Origin of the sequence: Sulfurimonas sp. NW9, from assembly GCF_051132275.1 — a bacterium.
Lineage (GTDB): Bacteria > Campylobacterota > Campylobacteria > Campylobacterales > Sulfurimonadaceae > Sulfurimonas > Sulfurimonas hydrogeniphila.
The window spans coordinates 541,628-558,156 of sequence record NZ_CP093236.1 but is presented as its reverse complement, the minus strand read 5'-3'; the positions used below and the strand labels follow the sequence as shown (position 1 = coordinate 558,156).

Below are 16,529 nucleotides of genomic sequence, written 5' to 3'. Positions count from 1 at the left end.
GAGATGACTAACCTCTTTGAAAAATTAAAAAACTGACTACTTGTTTTCGATATAGTTTACAACATCTTGAACAGTTTGAATTTTTTCAGCTTCATCATCAGGAATTTCGATGTCGAATTTTTCTTCAAGAGCCATTACCAGTTCTACAACATCAAGACTGTCTGCACCTAAATCTTCTACGAATTTTGAATCCGGTTTTACTTCATCTGGGTTAACGCTTAACTGCTCAACTACTACTTCTTTAATATCATCTAAAAGTGCCATTATAGCTCCTGTTTTTTTAAGTTTAAAATCCTGTAATTATAGCATAAATATCTTAGAGGACATTTATGCCATGTTCATTCCGCCGTTAACTTTTAAAGTTTCTCCCGTAATGTAACTTGCATAGTCCGAAAGTAAAAAAGCTGTTGCGTTTGCCACCTCTTTTGCATCACCGAAACGGTTCATAGGAATCTTGTCTGTAAAACTTTTTTTCACCTCATCACTCAGCACTTCTGTCATTTCAGTTGCAATAAATCCCGGTGTGATAGTGTTGTATCGTATACCGCTTGTCGCAGCTTCAATTGCAAAGCTTTTTGTCATTGCGATAACCCCGCCTTTGCTCGCTGCATAGTTTGTCTGTCCGCCGTTGCCTGTTTCGCCTACAATCGAAGCAATATTGACAACCGAACCGAATTTTTTCTTTCGCATAACTTTCATAGATTCGCGACATCCGATAAAAGCAGATGTAAGATTAGCGTTAATAACAGCCATAAAATCTTCTGTTTTCATACGCAATGCCAGCTTGTCTTTTGTAATGCCTGCATTGTTTACAAGATAGGAAAGCTCACCGTCCGCATCCACTATTGTCTTTATCCCGTCAATAAAAGCTGCCTCATCGGTTACATCAAACCCGATAACAGCCGCACTGCCTCCCTCTGCTTCGATTGCCTCTTTTACCGCATCCGCTTCTTTTGCGCCGCTTCTGTAGTTTATCCACACCTTTAGACCAAATCCCGCCAAAGTTTTGGCGATTTCTGCACCTATTCCACGGCTTGCGCCTGTTACTAAAACATTTTTTCCGCTAAATTTCATTATACCTTCCTTTAATTTTTTTGTAAAACACCCAAGCCTGCACTGAAGTACGGGTTCCTGAAAAATTATACATTTTCGGAATCGGCACTTTTTATGCTAAAGCATGAGTTGTGAGAAAAACTGAATTTTTTCTGTAGTGTCAGTTATACTTCTACCAAAGCTCCATCCATCTCTTTTGGAATCGGAAGTTCCATCAGCTTTAAAACCGTCGGGGCTATGTTGTTGAGCCCGCCCGGTTTTACTTTTTCAACACCCTGTGCATCCACAAAGCACCATACTTTTCCGACCGTATGGTTTGTCAGCACATTGCCGTTTTCGTCCCGCATCTCTTCACAGTTTCCATGATCGCTTGTCAACACAAATGCATACTCTTTTTCTTTTGCTTTGGCATATATTTTTCCCAACTCTTCATCAACAGCCTCAACAGCTTTCTTTGCCGCTTCAAAATCACCGGTATGTCCGACCATATCTCCGTTGGCAAAATTTACCACTATGAAGTCATACTCCGCATCCATTGCCTTACGAACAGCCTCACCAACCTCTTTTGCACTCATTTCCGGTTTCATATCATATGTTTTCACATTTGGCGAGGGAATCAAAACCCGTGTTTCATTTTCATACGGTTCATCAATTCCGCCGTTAAAGAAAAAGGTCACATGTGCGTATTTTTCCGTCTCTGCGGTATGTAACTGACGAAGCCCTGCGCTGGCAATCACTTCAGCCAAAGTATTTTTTGGCACATCTTTTCTAAACATCACAGGATAGGGAAAATTTTTGTCATATTCGGTAATTGTTGCAAGGTTTACGTGCTGTACTTTTCTTTCAAATTTTGTAAAATTTTCATCAGCCAGTGCCGTCACCATTTCTCGCATTCTGTCACTTCTGAAATTTACAGTAAGGACACTGTCTCCCTCTTTCATCCCCTCATATCCTGCAAATGCAGTCGGCTCGACAAACTCATCGGTTTCTCCAAGTGAATAAGAGTGCCCGATATAGGCTTCAGGTGTCATGTCTGTTTGCGGTTGGGCAGATACAATAGCATCATAGGCACGCTTGATCCGTTCCCAGCGGTTATCTCTGTCCATTGCATAAAAACGCCCGGATATGGAAGCAATTGTTACATTTTCATTCAAATGCTTTTTTACTTCTTCTAAATATTTTTGTGCCGATGTTGGAGAGACATCTCTTCCGTCTGTAACAAGATGCAAAAAGACTTTTTTACCGTTTTTTGCCGCAATATCAGCTATACCCATAAAATGATCTATATGCGAGTGCACTCCGCCGTCACTCATCAATCCAATTAAATGCAGCCTGTCCGATTTTTGAAAAAGCTCTTGCAAAACTTCATTTTGCTCCAAAGAACCGTCTTTAAGCGCCAATGATATTTTGACCAGATCCTGATACAGAACACGTCCGCTGCCTATACTCATATGCCCAACTTCAGAGTTGCCCATCTGACCCTCGGGAAGTCCGACACTCAAACCAAAGGTTTCTATAAGAGCGTGCGGCACTTCATTAAAAAATTTGTCATACGCAGGTTTATTTGCATTATAAAATGCATTATGCTCTGTTTTTTCACAGTAGCCAATACCGTCTGTTATGACTAAAATTGCTTTTTTACTCAATTTTATTCCTATTAATAATTTTCTTGCGTGATTATACTCATATAATGCTTTATACTTCTTTTTAGATGTTTCCCTAAAAGACATTAAAGCTTTTATAAACATCAGTTAGAATCCCGTTGCCTCTTTTGTATAGGTTGTGATTATACTGAATTATTTTTTTAAATAGATTGAATTATAGTTGAACCACAAGAGGCTAACGGTAGATAATTCTGTATATAAACTGAAGTAATCAAATTTTGATTAGCTTGTATATGAGTTGAGAGTGTCTACCATTTATTAAAAAATCAAAGGTTTTACAAATGGAAAATATATATATTGGATGTGACGTTTCTAAATCAAAAATAGATTATTGTATCTTGTCAAGCGATAAAGATAAAAATTCTTCTTTTTATGGTCAATTCAAAAATTCATTAGATGGTTATGAAAAATTCCTTAAAACAATAGCTATAAATTATCCTTTTAAGAACCCGCTTATAGGCTTTGAATCTACAGGTGCCTACACTTCTCAATTTCAAAAGTATCTTAGTGACAATGGTATTTTACATAAAATGTTTAATGCAAAAAAAGTATCTAAGTATCTTAAATCAATGGATATTCAAGGAAAAACAGACAAAAGTGACAGTTACGGTATTGCTCATTTTTGTGCTCATCAAGATTTAAAAGTTTTTAGTTCCTCTTATTCTGTTAATAAAGAGAAATACACGCAATTTACCACTTCTCTTAGATTATTGATGAAAATAAGAGTACAGATTAACAACTCTATTAAATCTTTAAAAAATGGCAATGAAAATTTCTTTTTAATTGAACAACTTGAAAAATCAAAAATTGATATAAAAAACCGTGAAAAAAATATAAAAGAAGATGCTATTTCATCTCTAAAAATTGATTATCCTATATGTGATTTTTTGGTTAATAAATATTCTGGTCTCGGTTATTCTCTTTTACTTCTTTTGGTTCCTAAAATTTATGACAATATTGAAGATTTTAATGTGAATCAAACTGTAGCATTTTTAGGACTCAATCCTGTTAGTTTTCAATCTGGTCAAATGAAATATGCTGATAAATTGAATATATTTGGCGATAAAGAATTAAAACGTCTCTTATATATGGCTTCTCTTACTTCTGTTCAATTTAATCCTATTTTAAAAAAGAAATATGAAAGATATGTTGCAAATGGTAAAACTAAAAAACACGCCCTTACAATAATTTCTCGTAAACTTATTTCTCTTATTGTGAAAGATATAAAAAAATATAAGGCACAAAATAAATGACAGATACAGAAAAGTTAATTTTATTTACAACATTGGCAATTTTTGCTGATGGTAAAAAAGTATCAATTAAGGCAATAGCTACTCGTAGCGGTATTTCAAGACAAAATATTTATTACTATATTAACAAACATAGGAATAAGTCTATTAAAGAACTCATTGAAAAATAGTTCTTTGATGGGTTTATCCCATAAATTTTATTCAAAGGTTGCACAAATGGCAAACAGTAAAGAAACACCGGAAAAAGTTGTTACACATGAACAAATGACTAAGGATATCAATCCTCAGATTTTAAAGGCTATTCAAGAGCTTGACTCTTTAAAAGGTACAAATGTGATTCAACGTGCTTTTAAAGTGAAATCCAAAGAGATTAAGAAAGGGAATCAAAAGATGGATGAAAATAAAAATCCTCTTTTTAATCAAGATGGTTCTCCGCAAATGTGGGCTGACAGATATACACTTCAAACCACTTCAGAAGATGGAAAAATTGATATTAAGGTTACTGAAGAACAGTTTGCACAAATTGATGTTGGTCAATGGTATATGGGTGTTGGTCACGTTGAAATATATACTCCTTATGAGGGTATGCCAAAAGAGATTATCAAGTATGATGATTTTCAAAAACTTTTCGGGGTTCAAGCATAATGCTTGGCTCTGTTGTGGCTCTTTTTAAACAGAAACGTTTTGTTTCCCGTTCCTGTTTAACAAGGGGTATAACCGTGACACCTCTTTATTTCTTAAAAGGTCAAATATGAAGTTTCAATTAGATAAACCAAAGATATTATCGCAACACGTTGATACGCTTGTCGCTACTTTCAAAAGTGTTGATGAGCATGAGTACAACAAATATATAATAAAAACTCTTTCTATGCTTGAAGATTTTAAAATTGATGCTCAGAATGTTGAGGGTTTTAGTAATAAATCACGTTTTTGTAAATGTGAGCCTTTTGATGGGTTTGGTACTTTTAAAGTTTTTGCTCAGGGTATGGGTGCATATAGGTATATTCTTGAAAATCAGGATGTTATGATTTTTTTATCAAATGCAAAATTTGGTACTGATATGCCACAAATTAAAGTTGAATTTAGGGCTCATTATTTATTTTCTGTTGGTCAAAATAAGGCTTATGAATATGTTTTAAAACTTATTGATGTTTTACTTGGTTGTAAATACGAAAGTTCTATACAACGTCTTGATTTAGCCACCGACATTTGGGGTGTTAAGCTTGAATATCTTGATGCTATGCGTTTTCAAAATTCTTTTAAAAATTCAAATTATCGTCAAGGAAGTAAACAAACCGGTATTAGCTTCGGCGGTGGTTCTTTTATGTTCCGTATTTATGACAAATTGATTGAAATTAAGAATAGTCATTCGAAACATTATGTTAAAACCAAATGGATTGTAAACGGTTATGATGAGGCATTGAATTACAACGTTACACGTTTTGAGGCTCAGTTTCGCCGTACTGAATTAAAAAAATATATTCCACAACATACTTCAAATGAGATAGCTTATGTTTTTAATCATTTAGGTAATTTTTGGATTAAGGCACTTCAAAAAATTAAGTATGCTCCGCTTACTAATGATGAGTGTTTGCGTATTGCTGATGGTACTTTAAAAGCTGACAGTAAACGACAAATTTTTAACCGTGCTAGAAAAAATGAGGATAGATTTCAATTTCAAAAATTTTTATATCATTGGGATAATTCTATTTCTGATTTTCCTATTGAATATAAGACTATTCAGGCTCCTAAAATTGAGGTTGCCAAACGTATGTTAAAAGGTTTTATTGCTACTGCTTACAAGGCTGTTGATGGTAATCCACGTGCTTTAACTGATGTTCTTATTGGTATGCAAACAGATATGTATAAGTTTGAACAAAAAACTTTGCATGATTACGGTTTATCTAAGATTATTGATAGCTTTATCAAACAGGAAAAAATGAAAAATAAAGTTGGTGTTCAAGTTGATTTTGATTATAGCTTGATAGCTCATGATGCTTATTTTAAGTTGGCTGAATCTTTAGGTTCTATTGATGCTATTAACAAATTTATTCCTTCAATAAATCAGAGTGAATCAATTGAAGACTATTTCCCAAAAACTTATGAAAAGGTTTCTTGATGCGTATTATGAAAAAAATTAAATATTTTACATCTGATGAAATATCTTGTCCTTGTTGTGGTTTTATGAATATTAATACAACTTCTTTATATAAGCTTGATTTGCTTCGTGAATCATTGGGGTTGCCTTTGATTGTAAATTCGGCTTGTCGTTGTAAGTTTCATAATGAAAAAGTTGGTGGTTCTTCAAACAGTTCTCATTTATGCAGTATGGATAGAGAATCTTTTGCTTTTGACATAAAGGTTACTGATGATTCTATGCGTTTTCAGGTTTTAAGAAAAGCTATTGATTTGGGATTTCATAGAATAGGTATTTATTCAAATTTTATACACTTGGATGATGATTTGCGAAAGCGTCCTTGTGTTTGGTATGGTAAATAATTTTGGTCTTGCACTTCTGTTGTATGTAAATCCAAAATATTTAAATAAGGTGGTTATATGAATTTTTTTACAATGTTGTTTCCATTGGCTGTAAATATTTTTGAACTTTATATTAAAAATAGTAGTTCTAAGAAAGATGATGCAGTTCTGGAAGTTGTTAAAATGGGTGCTAGTTATCTGGCAAATAAAGATAATAATACGGTCACAAAAGATGATTGTATTAAATTAAATGAGAAAAAGGTGTTATTATGATTATTGCTACTGTTGATTATGTTTTTTATGGTGCAAACAGTTCTTATGCTATTGATTCAGGTTTGATGGTTTCTTCAAATTCTGTTGTTGTTGTTGGTATGGATACTGCTGACGGTTCTGTTTCTTTGTTGGGTAGTCAAATTTTATCTTCTGATTTGGCTGATACTAATTTTTCTATATCTGTTGATGATTTTAATGGTGCCGGTAACACTCTTGTTGTTGCTTTTGATGGTTCTTCTTTGTCTGTTTCAACGTCCGGTTCTTCAAATTCTTCTGTAAGCATTGGCGAAAATTTGGCTCTTTTGCTGTCTGGTTTTAGAGATTTTGATTCTTTGGTTTCTAATAATACAAGTGGAGGTAAATAGTTATGAGGTTGGTTTTTGATTATTTTAAGTTTAATACTTCGGCTCCTGTTGATTTTAATCTTTTTGATGATATGAGTTATCTTGTTTATATGGTTGAGGATGACGGTACTTACACTTTTATTGCAACTGATTATGCTGATAAAACTTCTCAACTTAATATGACTTTTTCAGTACCTAATGATACGAACACATATTTAATATCTGATTCTGGTGGATATGTTTCATTATTTTGTTCTGATTCTAATGGTGCTCCTGCTTCATTTCCTTATGATTTTGAAATTGGTTCATCTTTTTTTGATTTTTATTATAGTGAACCTGTTTTTGATGTGTCTAGTTCTATTAGTGATGCTGTCACTACTTTGAGTGATTTGGTTACTACTAGAGCAAATGGTGTTCTTTCTACTATTCAGACATCAGAATCTAACATTTTAAATAACGTTGGCTCTCGTTTTGATTCAGTTGATACTTCATTATCTGGTTTATCTACTTCTTTTTCTGATTTTCAAAATTCTTTGGTTTCTTTGTCTGATTCTGTATCTGGTGTTCAAAGTTCTGTTGATGCTATACCTGGTTCAATTTCTACTGTTGATTTTAATAGTTTTTCTTTTTCATCATTAAATGGTGCTAGTGGTTCTTTTAAGGATGGTCAAGCTGTTACTATTGATGGTGTTGATGGTATTTATACTGTTGAGTCTTCCCAAATGCTTAAGAATGATGCAAATGTTTATTTGATTATCTATAAAGTTGTTCGTGATGGTATGTCGGGTGTTTTCCCATCTAATATGGTTCATTTAAGTACGGGGGTTTAACATGGGTGCCGTTCCTCTTGGTAGTTCTTCATCAATCTCTGGTAATTATGCTACGGGTACATTCGGTTCTTCTTCAAGTTATGGTTCGGCTGTTAATAATATCAATTATAGAAACACGGCTGTTCGTAAAAGTTTATTTGAGGGTGCAAAAGCTGTTTTTAAGACCGGTGCTAAGTCTCTTGTTCGTTTTAATCCTTATCTAGCCGGTGCTATGTTGCTTTATGAGGGGTATGACCTTTATAAAGGTTATAATGCTTCTTCTTCATCATCTTCATCTTCGGATGTTGCTGTGCCTATTGGTTCAAGCTCTGACAACACTTCTACTGTTCCAAGTTTTAATGTTCCGCCTTTTGATAGTTCTGGTACATTGCTTACTGATGTTGTAAATTATAATAATAATAGAGGTGTTGATTTTGTTGGAAGTGTTGCTCAAAATTCTTCTAAAATAAATGATTCAGTTTCACGTCTTCTTGATATCTCATCTTCTTATGAGGGTTCTAATTTACTTGAAGTTCTTATTTCAAATAATGAAAAAACAAATAAAATACTTATGGCATTGGTTTCCGCTGTAAATAATTTTGCTGTTTCAAGTTCTGTGAGTTCTTCTTCTATTTCAACAAATTTAGGTTTTATCGGTTCTGTTCTTTCTACTCAAGCACAACAAGATGCTATGTATTATAATTTGGGTTCTTTAGATGATTATGCAAAATCTTCTTTAACACCTCCTGATGTTAATGATAGTTTGAATAATTCTTCTTTACCTGATGATTCGTACACTCCTCCTACATTTGATAATTCTAATCCTTTTAATATACAATATACTTATGAGCAACAAGTATTGTCTCCTGAGGAATATCGTAGGTTTTTAGGTTTAGATTCTGGTGCTGATTTATCTGAGTTTGAATATGAAACTCCTGCACTTGGTGGTATAGACATTGCTCCTTTAGTTTCGGCAATTAATCCTGCTTCACGTGAAGAATTTTTTGAAAAATCAAATCAGATATCTGATTATAAAATGACTCCTGTTCCTGCTGTTGATTTGGATGGTAACACTATTACTGATGCTACCCTTTCTCCTTTGGAAGTTGAGCGTATTAAAAATGCTTCTACTGCTCGTAAACATACAGATGAAAATAATTTTGAACTTGATGAAGATGATTTTGATATGTGGTCATTGCCAAATATGGATTTTCTTGATGATATTAAATATTCTAATATTTATTCTGATGTTGCAAATTCTTAGTTTTTTTTTATGTTATAATTGCTTATGAAAAAACGTATTGATGATGAAAAATATTCTTTTTTAGATTATTTTTTTTATTTTATGTATATATTTGTTGTTTTTGCTTTTTTTTATTTCTTTTTTAGTTGTGATTCTTCATTGTATGATTATTCACATATATATAAAGAAGTTGTTGATTATAATAAATTTAAGTAATTTTTAAAACCTTTTTCCCCTTTAGGTTTTATTCAGATAGCTTTATTAAAAGGTTATCTTATGGCTTTATCTAGTATTGGTTCTAACGCTACTGAAGAATTCTTTGAAACTATTTTATATGGTACTGCTTATGCTGAGGCTCAGGAAGCTTTACGTGGTGCTACTGATGATGTTGAGAATGATTTGTTACAGGATGCTATAACAAGTGCTTCATCTATTATGATTGCCGGTGCTATGTCTGTTCTTATTCGTAAACAAGAAGATTTGATATCTGGTATTTTTCAAAAAACCGGTGCATATATTGGTGCTATTCTTAGTTCTGAGCTTTTAGGTCGTGTTAAAAATAAGCTTCGTGGTTTGCGTGGTATGAAACTTTTTCGCAAATTGGGTTTTGCTCAAACTACTTTTAGTGATAAAGTTGCTTTGGCTCAACTTGCTAGTAATTACAATATGAACCATGTTGGTTCTATTCGTGCCAAAACAAGTGTTGTTAGTCCTTATTCTGATTTACAGTCAAAAAAAGATTATATTTTAAATAAAGAAAATCATAATTTTCAAATTGGTACTGAAAAAGCAAAATCTTATCAACAAACTTTGCTTTTTAAAGTTCTTACAAAAAATTTTACTGCTAACGACAAACAAATTATTAAAAAAATATTAGGTAATAGTCAAGCTGATATGACGGATATTGACAATCTTAACCAGGTGGCTGATTTTATGTTTGTGAAGGATTCAAACGGGGATATAACCGGTCTTTCTGAGCAAATGTTTCAACTATTAAATGGTCTTGGTTATGTTCATAAGTGAGGTGTCTTTATTGTGATTGATTATGATACATTTATAGATTATTTTTTTAAGCCTGAATTGGTTTGTCCTCCCTCTAAAAGTCATTTGTTGCCTTATTCTAATTTGTCCTGGTTTAAGTCTCTTTTTTCAGAATTTTATAGGGATGTTTATGAGAATAAAGATTCTTATCCTATGGATTATTATAGAGAAGTTTTAAAACCTGTTGTTGATATGCACGTTTATATAGATTCAGATAGTGATAATTTTTATTTTTCTGGTGGTTATCTTGTTTTTTCTGTCAATAAAACTTATGATTCATTTCACAAACCTGTTTGGTTGGTTCAATTAGGATATATAACTATTGGTTCTTTTGGGAATGAACTTCTTGATATTTCAGATTCTGATTTTTCTGATATGGTTAATCAATTTCTTTCATTGGATTTAAATTCTCAACTTTCTGGTTTAGAGTATTATGCTTCATCTAATGGTATTACATACTATTTGAGTGTTGGTAAAGGTTACGGTTATGATAATTCTATTTTGTATAAATTTTATATTTATTTTGATTGTTGTTCTTTTCTTAGTGGTTATAAATCAATTTATCAAATATTAGGTGGTGTTTAGTATGTCTTTATTTTATCTTTTAAATATTTGTAATATTCTTGGTGTTTCTTATGATTCTAATTTTGGCGGTGCTTTGTCTGATTGTGACCGCATGGAGTATTTGTTAAAACAAATTTATATTTTTTTAGGAGGTTCTGAAGATGCCTAAGTACAGAGTTCAATTAAAACAGGGAAAAAGGACAATTGTTGAGCATATTGAGGCTAAAAGTGTTGATTCCGTTATTTCTCTTTACAATACTTTGACCACTATGAAACTTACTGAGGTTTTAAAAATTGAGTTCCAGGACAAAAGCACTCCGCCTATTGACGATTATATTTATCAATCGCTTTTTAAGGGTTTTATTAAAAATAAAGATAGTAGGAAAGTCAAGCAAATTATTTTTCATAATTTAAAGCCTGGTGTTACTGAGCTTGATGTTTATAATCAAGCTATGGCACATTTAGAGATTGATGGTTTAAGTGTTGATGGGGTTACTGCTACTCTTTTTAAAGATTGATTTTTTTATATTAGGCGTTTTTATTTTTCGCCTAATATAAGTTTTCTTACTATGTTGTGTAATTTTTGGGATTCTCTTTCTGTTATTGTTTCGTTAAGATAGAGGATTGTATTCATCCCGGATAGTCTTCCTACGTTGTAACCTCTTTTATCTACTTTTTGTCTTTTTGCTTCTTTGATGAGAAAAATTATTTCATCTAATGCTATTCTTCTTAGTTCTTTCTTTTTCATTTTTTTTGCCTTTTTTTTAAAGTGAGCTTTTAAAGCCCACTTGGTATTTTTTTTGTTTTTAGATTACTTAATTTTATGCACATTTCTATATCTTTTATGAAATGTGCTACCTCTTTTGCTGTTGCGTTTGGTTTTGATTCTAGGAACATATCTCTTAATATATTTATTTTTTTGATACTCATTTTAACATCCTCTTTTTTTATATATTTTCTGAGCCTAAGGCTATCCAAAAGTCCGCCGTAAAATGTCCGTAGTACAATTCTTTTAGTTCGCATCCGTATTCCTCCGCTTTTTCTTCTAGGTATTCTAGTAACTCTTTGGAAGTGATGTTCAATTCTTTCATTTCTTCAACGCCTGTTGTAAAGTTTCCATTCATAAATGTATTGCACAAATCATCTCCTATTGTGTATATTCCCTCGTCTTCGTTGATTTCTTCAAGCTCTGTATATAGGTCTTTTGACATGATATATTTCCTTTTATCATTAACATTATGTTATAATGCTCCCACACGATTAAAAGTGTCGGGGTTGAGAGTTACCGCTCTCGCCTCTTTCTTCCTATTACTCTATAATTATACCGAATTTCGTTATAATTTTATATTAAATATTCCGATTACCGTTATTTTTTTAACTTTTATTAAGTTTTTTTTATTATTATTTTATAAAAATTAAAAGGTTTTAATATGTCAAAAAAAAATGATTTGCTTTCTGATTCTGATATAACCAGGCTTCTCGGGGTTCCTCGTTCTACGATTCAAGATTGGAAAAAATCTCCTAATGACACCTGGCGAAAAAAGTTATATATCTTTTTAAAGTCTCACTCTTATTCTGAATTAGCTCTCCGTGTTGATATGATAAAACCGTTTTTAAATAGTTCTCTCGAATCAGATTAATTTTTCTTTGTTTGTGTGGGTGTTTTTTTTCTGTGCAGGTGTTGGGCTTTGAAAAAAAATCATCTCCCCCAAACCTTCGTTCGCTTATGTGTCCGGTGCTATTTTTAGCTTAGTAGTAGCTTACCTGAGCCTTTGGCTCATGTCAGCTACTTCTAGGCTAATAAATGGCTAAAATCTATTTAAGCGTACGAATGTTTGGGGGTGTTGATTTTTTTAGCTCATCATCTCTTTCAATTCCTGAGTGAAGCTTGAAGTTATAACTTTTTAAAAGTCTTTTATCGTCTTTTTTGTTCTTTTGTCTTTCTTTTCAGTTTATTCTTTCTTTTCAGTTTCCATTTTTTTATTAAATACATTAAGATAATCATTTTAAGTGCCTTTATTCGACTTTTTTCTTATAATCCTATGTCACACTTTGTTTCTATTGCACACTTCGTTATTCCGTCTCTCATAATGGTATATTCAAGGAGATATTTATACATTTGCCATTTATGCCCATTGTTGCATCTTATTCGCCATTTACTGCTTTTTTTTAATAGTTGTGCTTTTTCCCCACACTCAAAGCATCTTAATTCACTTTCTCCATTGTTGTTGTCTTTGTATCTTTTTTGATATCCTTTTGTCATTAATTCTTTAAATTGATTTGATGATAATCCCATTGTTTCCTCTTTTTTTTTGTTTTATTTCTATTTAAAATAGATAAAACATTGTAATCATTTTCTTTTTTTTTGAGTAGTGTAAAATATCTTCCTGAATCATATCCTTTTAATCCCCTTGAAATGGGCTTTTTATAATTTTGAAATTTACACTTTTTTTATTTTTTCAAATCTTCTATACTTTCATTGCGTCTGAATAAAGTTAAGGGGGAAAATTAACTATGTCGTATATAAAACAAGTTGTAAAAGGTCGTACTGTCAAAACTCTTGATGTTACTGCAAGTGCCGGTGATTTAACTGCACTTACTGACCTTATGGATGGTGAGGTTCATGTATTTGATGAAAAATCTACCGGCGGAACTGCTGTTGCTACACCTGCCGAATTGAATCGTAAACGTTTTAGTTGTGGGGATAGAGATGCAAATCTTTCTACTTCATTCACTGTACCGCATGTAAAAGCCGGTGCTACTAAATCAGATTTTAAATCTGTTGTTGTTGGTGCGTTTGACGCTCATCCTGCTAGTGCAATTAAAGCAACATATTTAAATTTGCTTTATGATAGAAATTAAGGGGTAAAATATGGCACAATCACTTATTAGAAATAAGGTCGGGGAAAAAACCTACAATATCTATGTTCCTGCTGATGATGTAAATGCACAAACATTTTCTGATGCTGTTCTTGAGGGCACTTATGCTGTTCTTGCTGAAACAAGCGTTGCTGGTTCTGATGTTGTTACTGAGGCTGAGGATGTTACAATCTTCTATGAAGAGGATGCAACGAAAAAACGTAACTATTTGCGTTTTCTTGCCAAAACTACTGTTGATGAGGAGCAAATCATAAATGCTCTTGTCGGTAAAACTTACAACGGAATCAAAGCTGATAAAGTTGTAATTATCTCTATGCGTACAGTAACTTTCTAGGAAGTTATTGTATATGGAACTTAGTACAAGTATTGAAATTGTAGGTGTTGTTATACTTTTACTCACTCATTATGGTATCATTGTCGCTAAGTTCCAAAAGCATGATAATAAAATTGAATCTTTAGAGAAAAGACATTTAGAGCTTTTGAATACCCAAAACAAACATTCTGAATATTCAAAAACTTTACATAATATAGAGGGTAAATTAGAAATACTTTTAAGCCTCTATCAAAAACGTGTTCAATAATTTTATTACTTTTTGTAACACTTTTTATAAAATCTTCTTAAATTTGACTTAAATTATCATATAAACTATAATGTCACTTTCAAATAACAAACAAGACTCTAATCAGGACAAATATTTGCTATATTTTATACATCAGTTTCTCGACATAAATATTTTAGGCTATATTACTATTCGTGCCGGAATCGCTTTTTTTATTGCCCTCACTCTTACATTGTACTTAATGCCAAAATTTATACGTTGGGCCCAAAAAACATCCAGTGTGCAGCCTATTAACGAATGGGCACCGCAAAGACATCAGGAAAAAGTCTCGACGCCTACAATGGGAGGCATCGTCTTTATAGGTGCTACCATTATTGCCACACTTCTGACAGTCCGTCTTGACAATGCGTATGCTTTGGCCGGACTGCTTACCCTTGTGCTTTTTTCACTCATAGGCTTTTGGGATGATTTTGCAAAAATCAAAAAAAATGAAAATCTTGCAGGCTTTAAAGCAAGAACAAAACTGCTGCTTCAAATCATTTCAGCCCTTGCTGTTTCGTGTTTTTTATGTTACTTTGCTGATTTTAACACCGATTTATATGTGCCTTTTTTAAAAACACCTCTTCTTGACATGGGTGCATTTGCCGTTCTTTTATGGGTTTTGGTCATTATTTCCACTTCCAATGCGGTCAACCTGACAGACGGACTCGACGGTCTTGCAACAGTGCCTTCCATCGTTGCCCTTGCCACTTTCAGTATTATCATCTATATTATAGGCAATGTCAAAATCAGTGCTTACCTGCTCATGCCTCATTTTGAGGTCAGTGAAGTAGCCATTATTGCCAGTGCCCTCATAGGTGCGCTTACAGGCTTTTTGTGGTACAACTGCCATCCTGCAGAAGTTTTTATGGGAGACAGCGGTTCTTTGACCATAGGCGCTTTTTTGGGATATCTGGCAATTATCAGTAAAAGTGAGATACTTCTGCTTCTGATTGGTTCCATCTTCGTTATAGAGACGCTTTCTGTTATTCTTCAGGTAGGCAGCTTCAAGCTCCGTAAAAAACGGGTCTTTTTAATGGCGCCGATTCACCATCATTTTGAAATGAAAAAATGGGCGGAAAACAAAATTATCGTCCGTTTTTGGATTATTGCTATTCTTTCGAATATTTTGGCACTCATCACACTCAAAATCAGGTAGAAAACATGAAGAACATAGCTATACTTTCATCGCATAACGGGAGCGGTCTCGATGCCATCTTTGAAGCTGTCAATGCAGGAATTTTATCGCTCAACATTGCCTTGGTGATTTCAAACAACACAGATGCCAAGGTTTTGCAAAAAGCAAAAAAATATGGGCTTACATGTAAACTTGTCAATGCAAAGACAGATACGGATCCTGATAAAACTATTTACCGGCTGCTGAAAGAGTATCAATGCGAATATGTTTTTTTATCAGGTTACATGAAAAAGCTCTCTCCTTCGCTGACATCCAGTTTTACAATAATCAATTCGCATCCCTCTTTACTGCCAAAATATGGCGGTGCCGGCATGTATGGACGCTTTGTACATGAAGCTGTCATAAAAAACAGAGAAAAAACAAGCGGTGTCACTATTCATGAAGTCAATGAAAATTATGATGAGGGAAAAATCATCTTGCAAAAATCATTACAAATACTCCCTGAAGAGACGGTTGATTCACTTGAGAAAAAAATCAAAACCCTGGAAAAAAAAGCAATAGTTGAAGGGCTTGCTCTGTGTTTGAAATAGCAGAGTACATAGGCATTATCGCTTTTTCAATGAGTGGCTTTTTTGTAGCAACCAGGAACAGACTTGACCTGCTCGGTGTGCTAGTGGCTACATTTTTAACGGCTCTTGGCGGCGGAATCATGAGAGATGTTACCGTAGCAAAAATTCCTTTTACTTTTTCGCATAACTATCCGGCACTAATTGTCATCTCTGTTTTGCTGCTTCTTATCATTTTTAAATTTCATCACCGCAACTCTATCGAGAACAAAGCTCTTTTTATTTTAAGTGACTCTATCGGTCTGGTCTCATTCAGTATCTCGGGGGCACTGATCGCCATAGAGAGCAGTTTCAATCTCACAGGCATTATTGCCATGTCCTTTCTGACCGCAGTAGGGGAGGAATTGCACGTGATGTCATCATCAACGAAGTACCTTTTGTTTTAAAAACAGGTTTTTACGGAACAGTTTCTATTCTTATTGCCGTTATTTTATATGCACTGCATACTTTACATGTAACCACGTATACAAATATTTCTATCCTCTTTTTTGCTGCACTGACCCTCAGGCTTATTGCCTACTATGCCAAATGGTCTATCCCTTTACGATAACATTTATCATTAAGCTA

Annotated in this window: 26 protein-coding genes and 1 pseudogene; 20 read left to right on the top strand and 7 right to left on the bottom strand. The window is 33.4% G+C overall.

Annotation, left to right across the window (positions count from 1 at the left end; genetic code table 11):
- Positions 1 to 36: 36 nt before the first annotated feature.
- The 3 genes from acpP to gpmI form a co-directional block, all read right to left on the bottom strand.
- Entirely contained in the window at positions 37 to 264 is a 228-nt protein-coding gene (acpP, locus tag MLC44_RS03365; RefSeq protein WP_013326372.1) for an acyl carrier protein, read from the bottom strand.
- Between the two features lie 63 nt (positions 265 to 327).
- On the bottom strand, positions 328 to 1,074 hold the full coding sequence (gene fabG / locus MLC44_RS03360) for a 3-oxoacyl-ACP reductase FabG (RefSeq protein ID WP_151900923.1): 747 nt from the start codon (positions 1,072 to 1,074) through the stop codon (positions 328 to 330).
- Between the two features lie 143 nt (positions 1,075 to 1,217).
- Entirely contained in the window at positions 1,218 to 2,699 is a 1,482-nt protein-coding gene (gpmI, locus tag MLC44_RS03355; protein WP_434658494.1) for a 2,3-bisphosphoglycerate-independent phosphoglycerate mutase, read from the bottom strand.
- A 299-nt stretch (positions 2,700 to 2,998) separates the two neighbouring features.
- Between gpmI and MLC44_RS03350 the strand changes: the two genes are divergently transcribed.
- From MLC44_RS03350 to MLC44_RS03290, 13 genes are all read left to right on the top strand, one after another.
- Complete coding sequence (locus MLC44_RS03350) at positions 2,999 to 3,970, top strand: IS110 family transposase (RefSeq protein WP_346389427.1); 972 nt, start codon at positions 2,999 to 3,001, stop codon at positions 3,968 to 3,970.
- Positions 3,967 to 4,137 (top strand): hypothetical protein, encoded by a 171-nt coding sequence (locus MLC44_RS03345; RefSeq protein ID WP_346389426.1) that lies wholly within the window; start codon positions 3,967 to 3,969, stop codon positions 4,135 to 4,137. The genes MLC44_RS03350 and MLC44_RS03345 overlap by 4 nt, the downstream gene beginning before the upstream one ends.
- Before the next feature lie 46 nt (positions 4,138 to 4,183).
- Positions 4,184 to 4,612: a hypothetical protein gene (locus MLC44_RS03340; protein WP_434658492.1), complete on the top strand. Its 429-nt coding sequence runs from the start codon at positions 4,184 to 4,186 to the stop codon at positions 4,610 to 4,612.
- Between the two features lie 106 nt (positions 4,613 to 4,718).
- A complete protein-coding gene (locus MLC44_RS03335; RefSeq protein ID WP_434658490.1) occupies positions 4,719 to 6,086 on the top strand; it encodes a hypothetical protein in 1,368 nt (455 codons plus the stop codon).
- Positions 6,086 to 6,466 (top strand): D-Ala-D-Ala carboxypeptidase family metallohydrolase, encoded by a 381-nt coding sequence (locus MLC44_RS03330; RefSeq protein ID WP_434658488.1) that lies wholly within the window; start codon positions 6,086 to 6,088, stop codon positions 6,464 to 6,466. The genes MLC44_RS03335 and MLC44_RS03330 overlap by 1 nt, the downstream gene beginning before the upstream one ends.
- A 57-nt stretch (positions 6,467 to 6,523) precedes the next feature.
- Complete coding sequence (locus MLC44_RS03325) at positions 6,524 to 6,718, top strand: hypothetical protein (protein WP_434658487.1); 195 nt, start codon at positions 6,524 to 6,526, stop codon at positions 6,716 to 6,718.
- Positions 6,715 to 7,083 carry a hypothetical protein gene (locus MLC44_RS03320; RefSeq protein ID WP_434658486.1) on the top strand — a complete coding sequence of 123 codons (369 nt, stop codon included), beginning with the start codon at positions 6,715 to 6,717 and terminating at the stop codon, positions 7,081 to 7,083. The genes MLC44_RS03325 and MLC44_RS03320 overlap by 4 nt, the downstream gene beginning before the upstream one ends.
- A gap of 2 nt (positions 7,084 to 7,085) precedes the next feature.
- Positions 7,086 to 7,892 carry a hypothetical protein gene (locus tag MLC44_RS03315; protein ID WP_434658485.1) on the top strand — a complete coding sequence of 269 codons (807 nt, stop codon included), beginning with the start codon at positions 7,086 to 7,088 and terminating at the stop codon, positions 7,890 to 7,892.
- Between the two features lies 1 nt (position 7,893).
- Positions 7,894 to 9,135 (top strand): hypothetical protein, encoded by a 1,242-nt coding sequence (locus MLC44_RS03310; RefSeq protein WP_434658483.1) that lies wholly within the window; start codon positions 7,894 to 7,896, stop codon positions 9,133 to 9,135.
- A gap of 255 nt (positions 9,136 to 9,390) precedes the next feature.
- Positions 9,391 to 10,137: a hypothetical protein gene (locus MLC44_RS03305; RefSeq protein WP_434658482.1), complete on the top strand. Its 747-nt coding sequence runs from the start codon at positions 9,391 to 9,393 to the stop codon at positions 10,135 to 10,137.
- A gap of 12 nt (positions 10,138 to 10,149) precedes the next feature.
- On the top strand, positions 10,150 to 10,740 hold the full coding sequence (locus MLC44_RS03300; protein WP_434658481.1) for a hypothetical protein: 591 nt from the start codon (positions 10,150 to 10,152) through the stop codon (positions 10,738 to 10,740).
- A gap of 1 nt (position 10,741) precedes the next feature.
- Positions 10,742 to 10,888, top strand: a complete 147-nt coding sequence (locus MLC44_RS03295; RefSeq protein WP_434658479.1) for a hypothetical protein — start codon at positions 10,742 to 10,744, stop codon at positions 10,886 to 10,888.
- The gene (locus tag MLC44_RS03290) at positions 10,881 to 11,237 is read left to right on the top strand and encodes a hypothetical protein (RefSeq protein WP_434658477.1); all 357 of its coding nucleotides are present in this window, start codon (positions 10,881 to 10,883) and stop codon (positions 11,235 to 11,237) included. The genes MLC44_RS03295 and MLC44_RS03290 overlap by 8 nt, the downstream gene beginning before the upstream one ends.
- Positions 11,238 to 11,257: 20 nt before the next feature.
- Here MLC44_RS03290 and MLC44_RS03285 read toward each other — a convergent pair whose 3' ends face one another.
- The 3 genes from MLC44_RS03285 to MLC44_RS03275 are packed head-to-tail and all read right to left on the bottom strand — an operon-like array spanning position 11,258 to position 11,930.
- On the bottom strand, positions 11,258 to 11,467 hold the full coding sequence (locus MLC44_RS03285; RefSeq protein ID WP_434658476.1) for a hypothetical protein: 210 nt from the start codon (positions 11,465 to 11,467) through the stop codon (positions 11,258 to 11,260).
- A 29-nt stretch (positions 11,468 to 11,496) separates the two neighbouring features.
- The gene (locus tag MLC44_RS03280) at positions 11,497 to 11,649 is read right to left on the bottom strand and encodes a hypothetical protein (RefSeq protein WP_434658474.1); all 153 of its coding nucleotides are present in this window, start codon (positions 11,647 to 11,649) and stop codon (positions 11,497 to 11,499) included.
- A gap of 17 nt (positions 11,650 to 11,666) precedes the next feature.
- Positions 11,667 to 11,930 carry a hypothetical protein gene (locus MLC44_RS03275; protein WP_434658472.1) on the bottom strand — a complete coding sequence of 88 codons (264 nt, stop codon included), beginning with the start codon at positions 11,928 to 11,930 and terminating at the stop codon, positions 11,667 to 11,669.
- Positions 11,931 to 12,149: 219 nt separating this feature from the next.
- Here MLC44_RS03275 and MLC44_RS03270 point away from each other — a divergent pair, with 219 nt between their 5' ends.
- On the top strand, positions 12,150 to 12,359 hold the full coding sequence (locus MLC44_RS03270) for a helix-turn-helix domain-containing protein (protein WP_434658470.1): 210 nt from the start codon (positions 12,150 to 12,152) through the stop codon (positions 12,357 to 12,359).
- Positions 12,360 to 12,751: 392 nt separating this feature from the next.
- Here MLC44_RS03270 and MLC44_RS03265 read toward each other — a convergent pair whose 3' ends face one another.
- Complete coding sequence (locus MLC44_RS03265; protein ID WP_346389410.1) at positions 12,752 to 13,015, bottom strand: hypothetical protein; 264 nt, start codon at positions 13,013 to 13,015, stop codon at positions 12,752 to 12,754.
- Positions 13,016 to 13,233: 218 nt separating this feature from the next.
- Between MLC44_RS03265 and MLC44_RS03260 the strand changes: the two genes are divergently transcribed.
- From MLC44_RS03260 to MLC44_RS03235, 6 genes and pseudogenes are all read left to right on the top strand, one after another.
- Positions 13,234 to 13,581 (top strand): hypothetical protein, encoded by a 348-nt coding sequence (locus tag MLC44_RS03260; protein WP_346389409.1) that lies wholly within the window; start codon positions 13,234 to 13,236, stop codon positions 13,579 to 13,581.
- A 10-nt stretch (positions 13,582 to 13,591) separates the two neighbouring features.
- Positions 13,592 to 13,933, top strand: a complete 342-nt coding sequence (locus tag MLC44_RS03255; protein WP_434658469.1) for a hypothetical protein — start codon at positions 13,592 to 13,594, stop codon at positions 13,931 to 13,933.
- A 13-nt stretch (positions 13,934 to 13,946) separates the two neighbouring features.
- Positions 13,947 to 14,180 (top strand): hypothetical protein, encoded by a 234-nt coding sequence (locus MLC44_RS03250; protein WP_434658467.1) that lies wholly within the window; start codon positions 13,947 to 13,949, stop codon positions 14,178 to 14,180.
- 115 nt (positions 14,181 to 14,295) lie between these two features.
- Complete coding sequence (gene mraY, locus MLC44_RS03245) at positions 14,296 to 15,357, top strand: phospho-N-acetylmuramoyl-pentapeptide-transferase (protein WP_151901544.1); 1,062 nt, start codon at positions 14,296 to 14,298, stop codon at positions 15,355 to 15,357.
- Positions 15,358 to 15,362: 5 nt separating this feature from the next.
- The gene (locus MLC44_RS03240; protein WP_151900925.1) at positions 15,363 to 15,926 is read left to right on the top strand and encodes a phosphoribosylglycinamide formyltransferase; all 564 of its coding nucleotides are present in this window, start codon (positions 15,363 to 15,365) and stop codon (positions 15,924 to 15,926) included.
- A 29-nt stretch (positions 15,927 to 15,955) separates the two neighbouring features.
- Positions 15,956 to 16,512: pseudogene (locus MLC44_RS03235) on the top strand (trimeric intracellular cation channel family protein).
- The last annotated feature ends 17 nt before the right edge of the window (positions 16,513 to 16,529 follow it).

Excerpts from the sequence above, each read along its gene's own strand:
- acpP (WP_013326372.1), bottom strand. The coding sequence starts at position 264 with ATGGCACTTTTAGATGATATTAAAGAAGTAGTAGTTGAGCAGTTAAGC.
- fabG (WP_151900923.1), bottom strand. The coding sequence starts at position 1,074 with ATGAAATTTAGCGGAAAAAATGTTTTAGTAACAGGCGCAAGCCGTGGA.
- MLC44_RS03350 (WP_346389427.1), top strand. The coding sequence starts at position 2,999 with ATGGAAAATATATATATTGGATGTGACGTTTCTAAATCAAAAATAGAT.
- MLC44_RS03345 (WP_346389426.1), top strand. The coding sequence starts at position 3,967 with ATGACAGATACAGAAAAGTTAATTTTATTTACAACATTGGCAATTTTT.
- MLC44_RS03340 (WP_434658492.1), top strand. The coding sequence starts at position 4,184 with ATGGCAAACAGTAAAGAAACACCGGAAAAAGTTGTTACACATGAACAA.
- MLC44_RS03335 (WP_434658490.1), top strand. The coding sequence starts at position 4,719 with ATGAAGTTTCAATTAGATAAACCAAAGATATTATCGCAACACGTTGAT.
- MLC44_RS03330 (WP_434658488.1), top strand. The coding sequence starts at position 6,086 with ATGCGTATTATGAAAAAAATTAAATATTTTACATCTGATGAAATATCT.
- MLC44_RS03325 (WP_434658487.1), top strand. The coding sequence starts at position 6,524 with ATGAATTTTTTTACAATGTTGTTTCCATTGGCTGTAAATATTTTTGAA.
- MLC44_RS03320 (WP_434658486.1), top strand. The coding sequence starts at position 6,715 with ATGATTATTGCTACTGTTGATTATGTTTTTTATGGTGCAAACAGTTCT.
- MLC44_RS03315 (WP_434658485.1), top strand. The coding sequence starts at position 7,086 with ATGAGGTTGGTTTTTGATTATTTTAAGTTTAATACTTCGGCTCCTGTT.
- MLC44_RS03310 (WP_434658483.1), top strand. The coding sequence starts at position 7,894 with ATGGGTGCCGTTCCTCTTGGTAGTTCTTCATCAATCTCTGGTAATTAT.
- MLC44_RS03305 (WP_434658482.1), top strand. The coding sequence starts at position 9,391 with ATGGCTTTATCTAGTATTGGTTCTAACGCTACTGAAGAATTCTTTGAA.
- MLC44_RS03295 (WP_434658479.1), top strand. The coding sequence starts at position 10,742 with ATGTCTTTATTTTATCTTTTAAATATTTGTAATATTCTTGGTGTTTCT.
- MLC44_RS03290 (WP_434658477.1), top strand. The coding sequence starts at position 10,881 with ATGCCTAAGTACAGAGTTCAATTAAAACAGGGAAAAAGGACAATTGTT.
- MLC44_RS03285 (WP_434658476.1), bottom strand. The coding sequence starts at position 11,467 with ATGAAAAAGAAAGAACTAAGAAGAATAGCATTAGATGAAATAATTTTT.
- MLC44_RS03280 (WP_434658474.1), bottom strand. The coding sequence starts at position 11,649 with ATGAGTATCAAAAAAATAAATATATTAAGAGATATGTTCCTAGAATCA.
- MLC44_RS03275 (WP_434658472.1), bottom strand. The coding sequence starts at position 11,930 with ATGTCAAAAGACCTATATACAGAGCTTGAAGAAATCAACGAAGACGAG.
- MLC44_RS03270 (WP_434658470.1), top strand. The coding sequence starts at position 12,150 with ATGTCAAAAAAAAATGATTTGCTTTCTGATTCTGATATAACCAGGCTT.
- MLC44_RS03265 (WP_346389410.1), bottom strand. The coding sequence starts at position 13,015 with ATGGGATTATCATCAAATCAATTTAAAGAATTAATGACAAAAGGATAT.
- MLC44_RS03260 (WP_346389409.1), top strand. The coding sequence starts at position 13,234 with ATGTCGTATATAAAACAAGTTGTAAAAGGTCGTACTGTCAAAACTCTT.
- MLC44_RS03255 (WP_434658469.1), top strand. The coding sequence starts at position 13,592 with ATGGCACAATCACTTATTAGAAATAAGGTCGGGGAAAAAACCTACAAT.
- MLC44_RS03250 (WP_434658467.1), top strand. The coding sequence starts at position 13,947 with ATGGAACTTAGTACAAGTATTGAAATTGTAGGTGTTGTTATACTTTTA.
- MLC44_RS03240 (WP_151900925.1), top strand. The coding sequence starts at position 15,363 with ATGAAGAACATAGCTATACTTTCATCGCATAACGGGAGCGGTCTCGAT.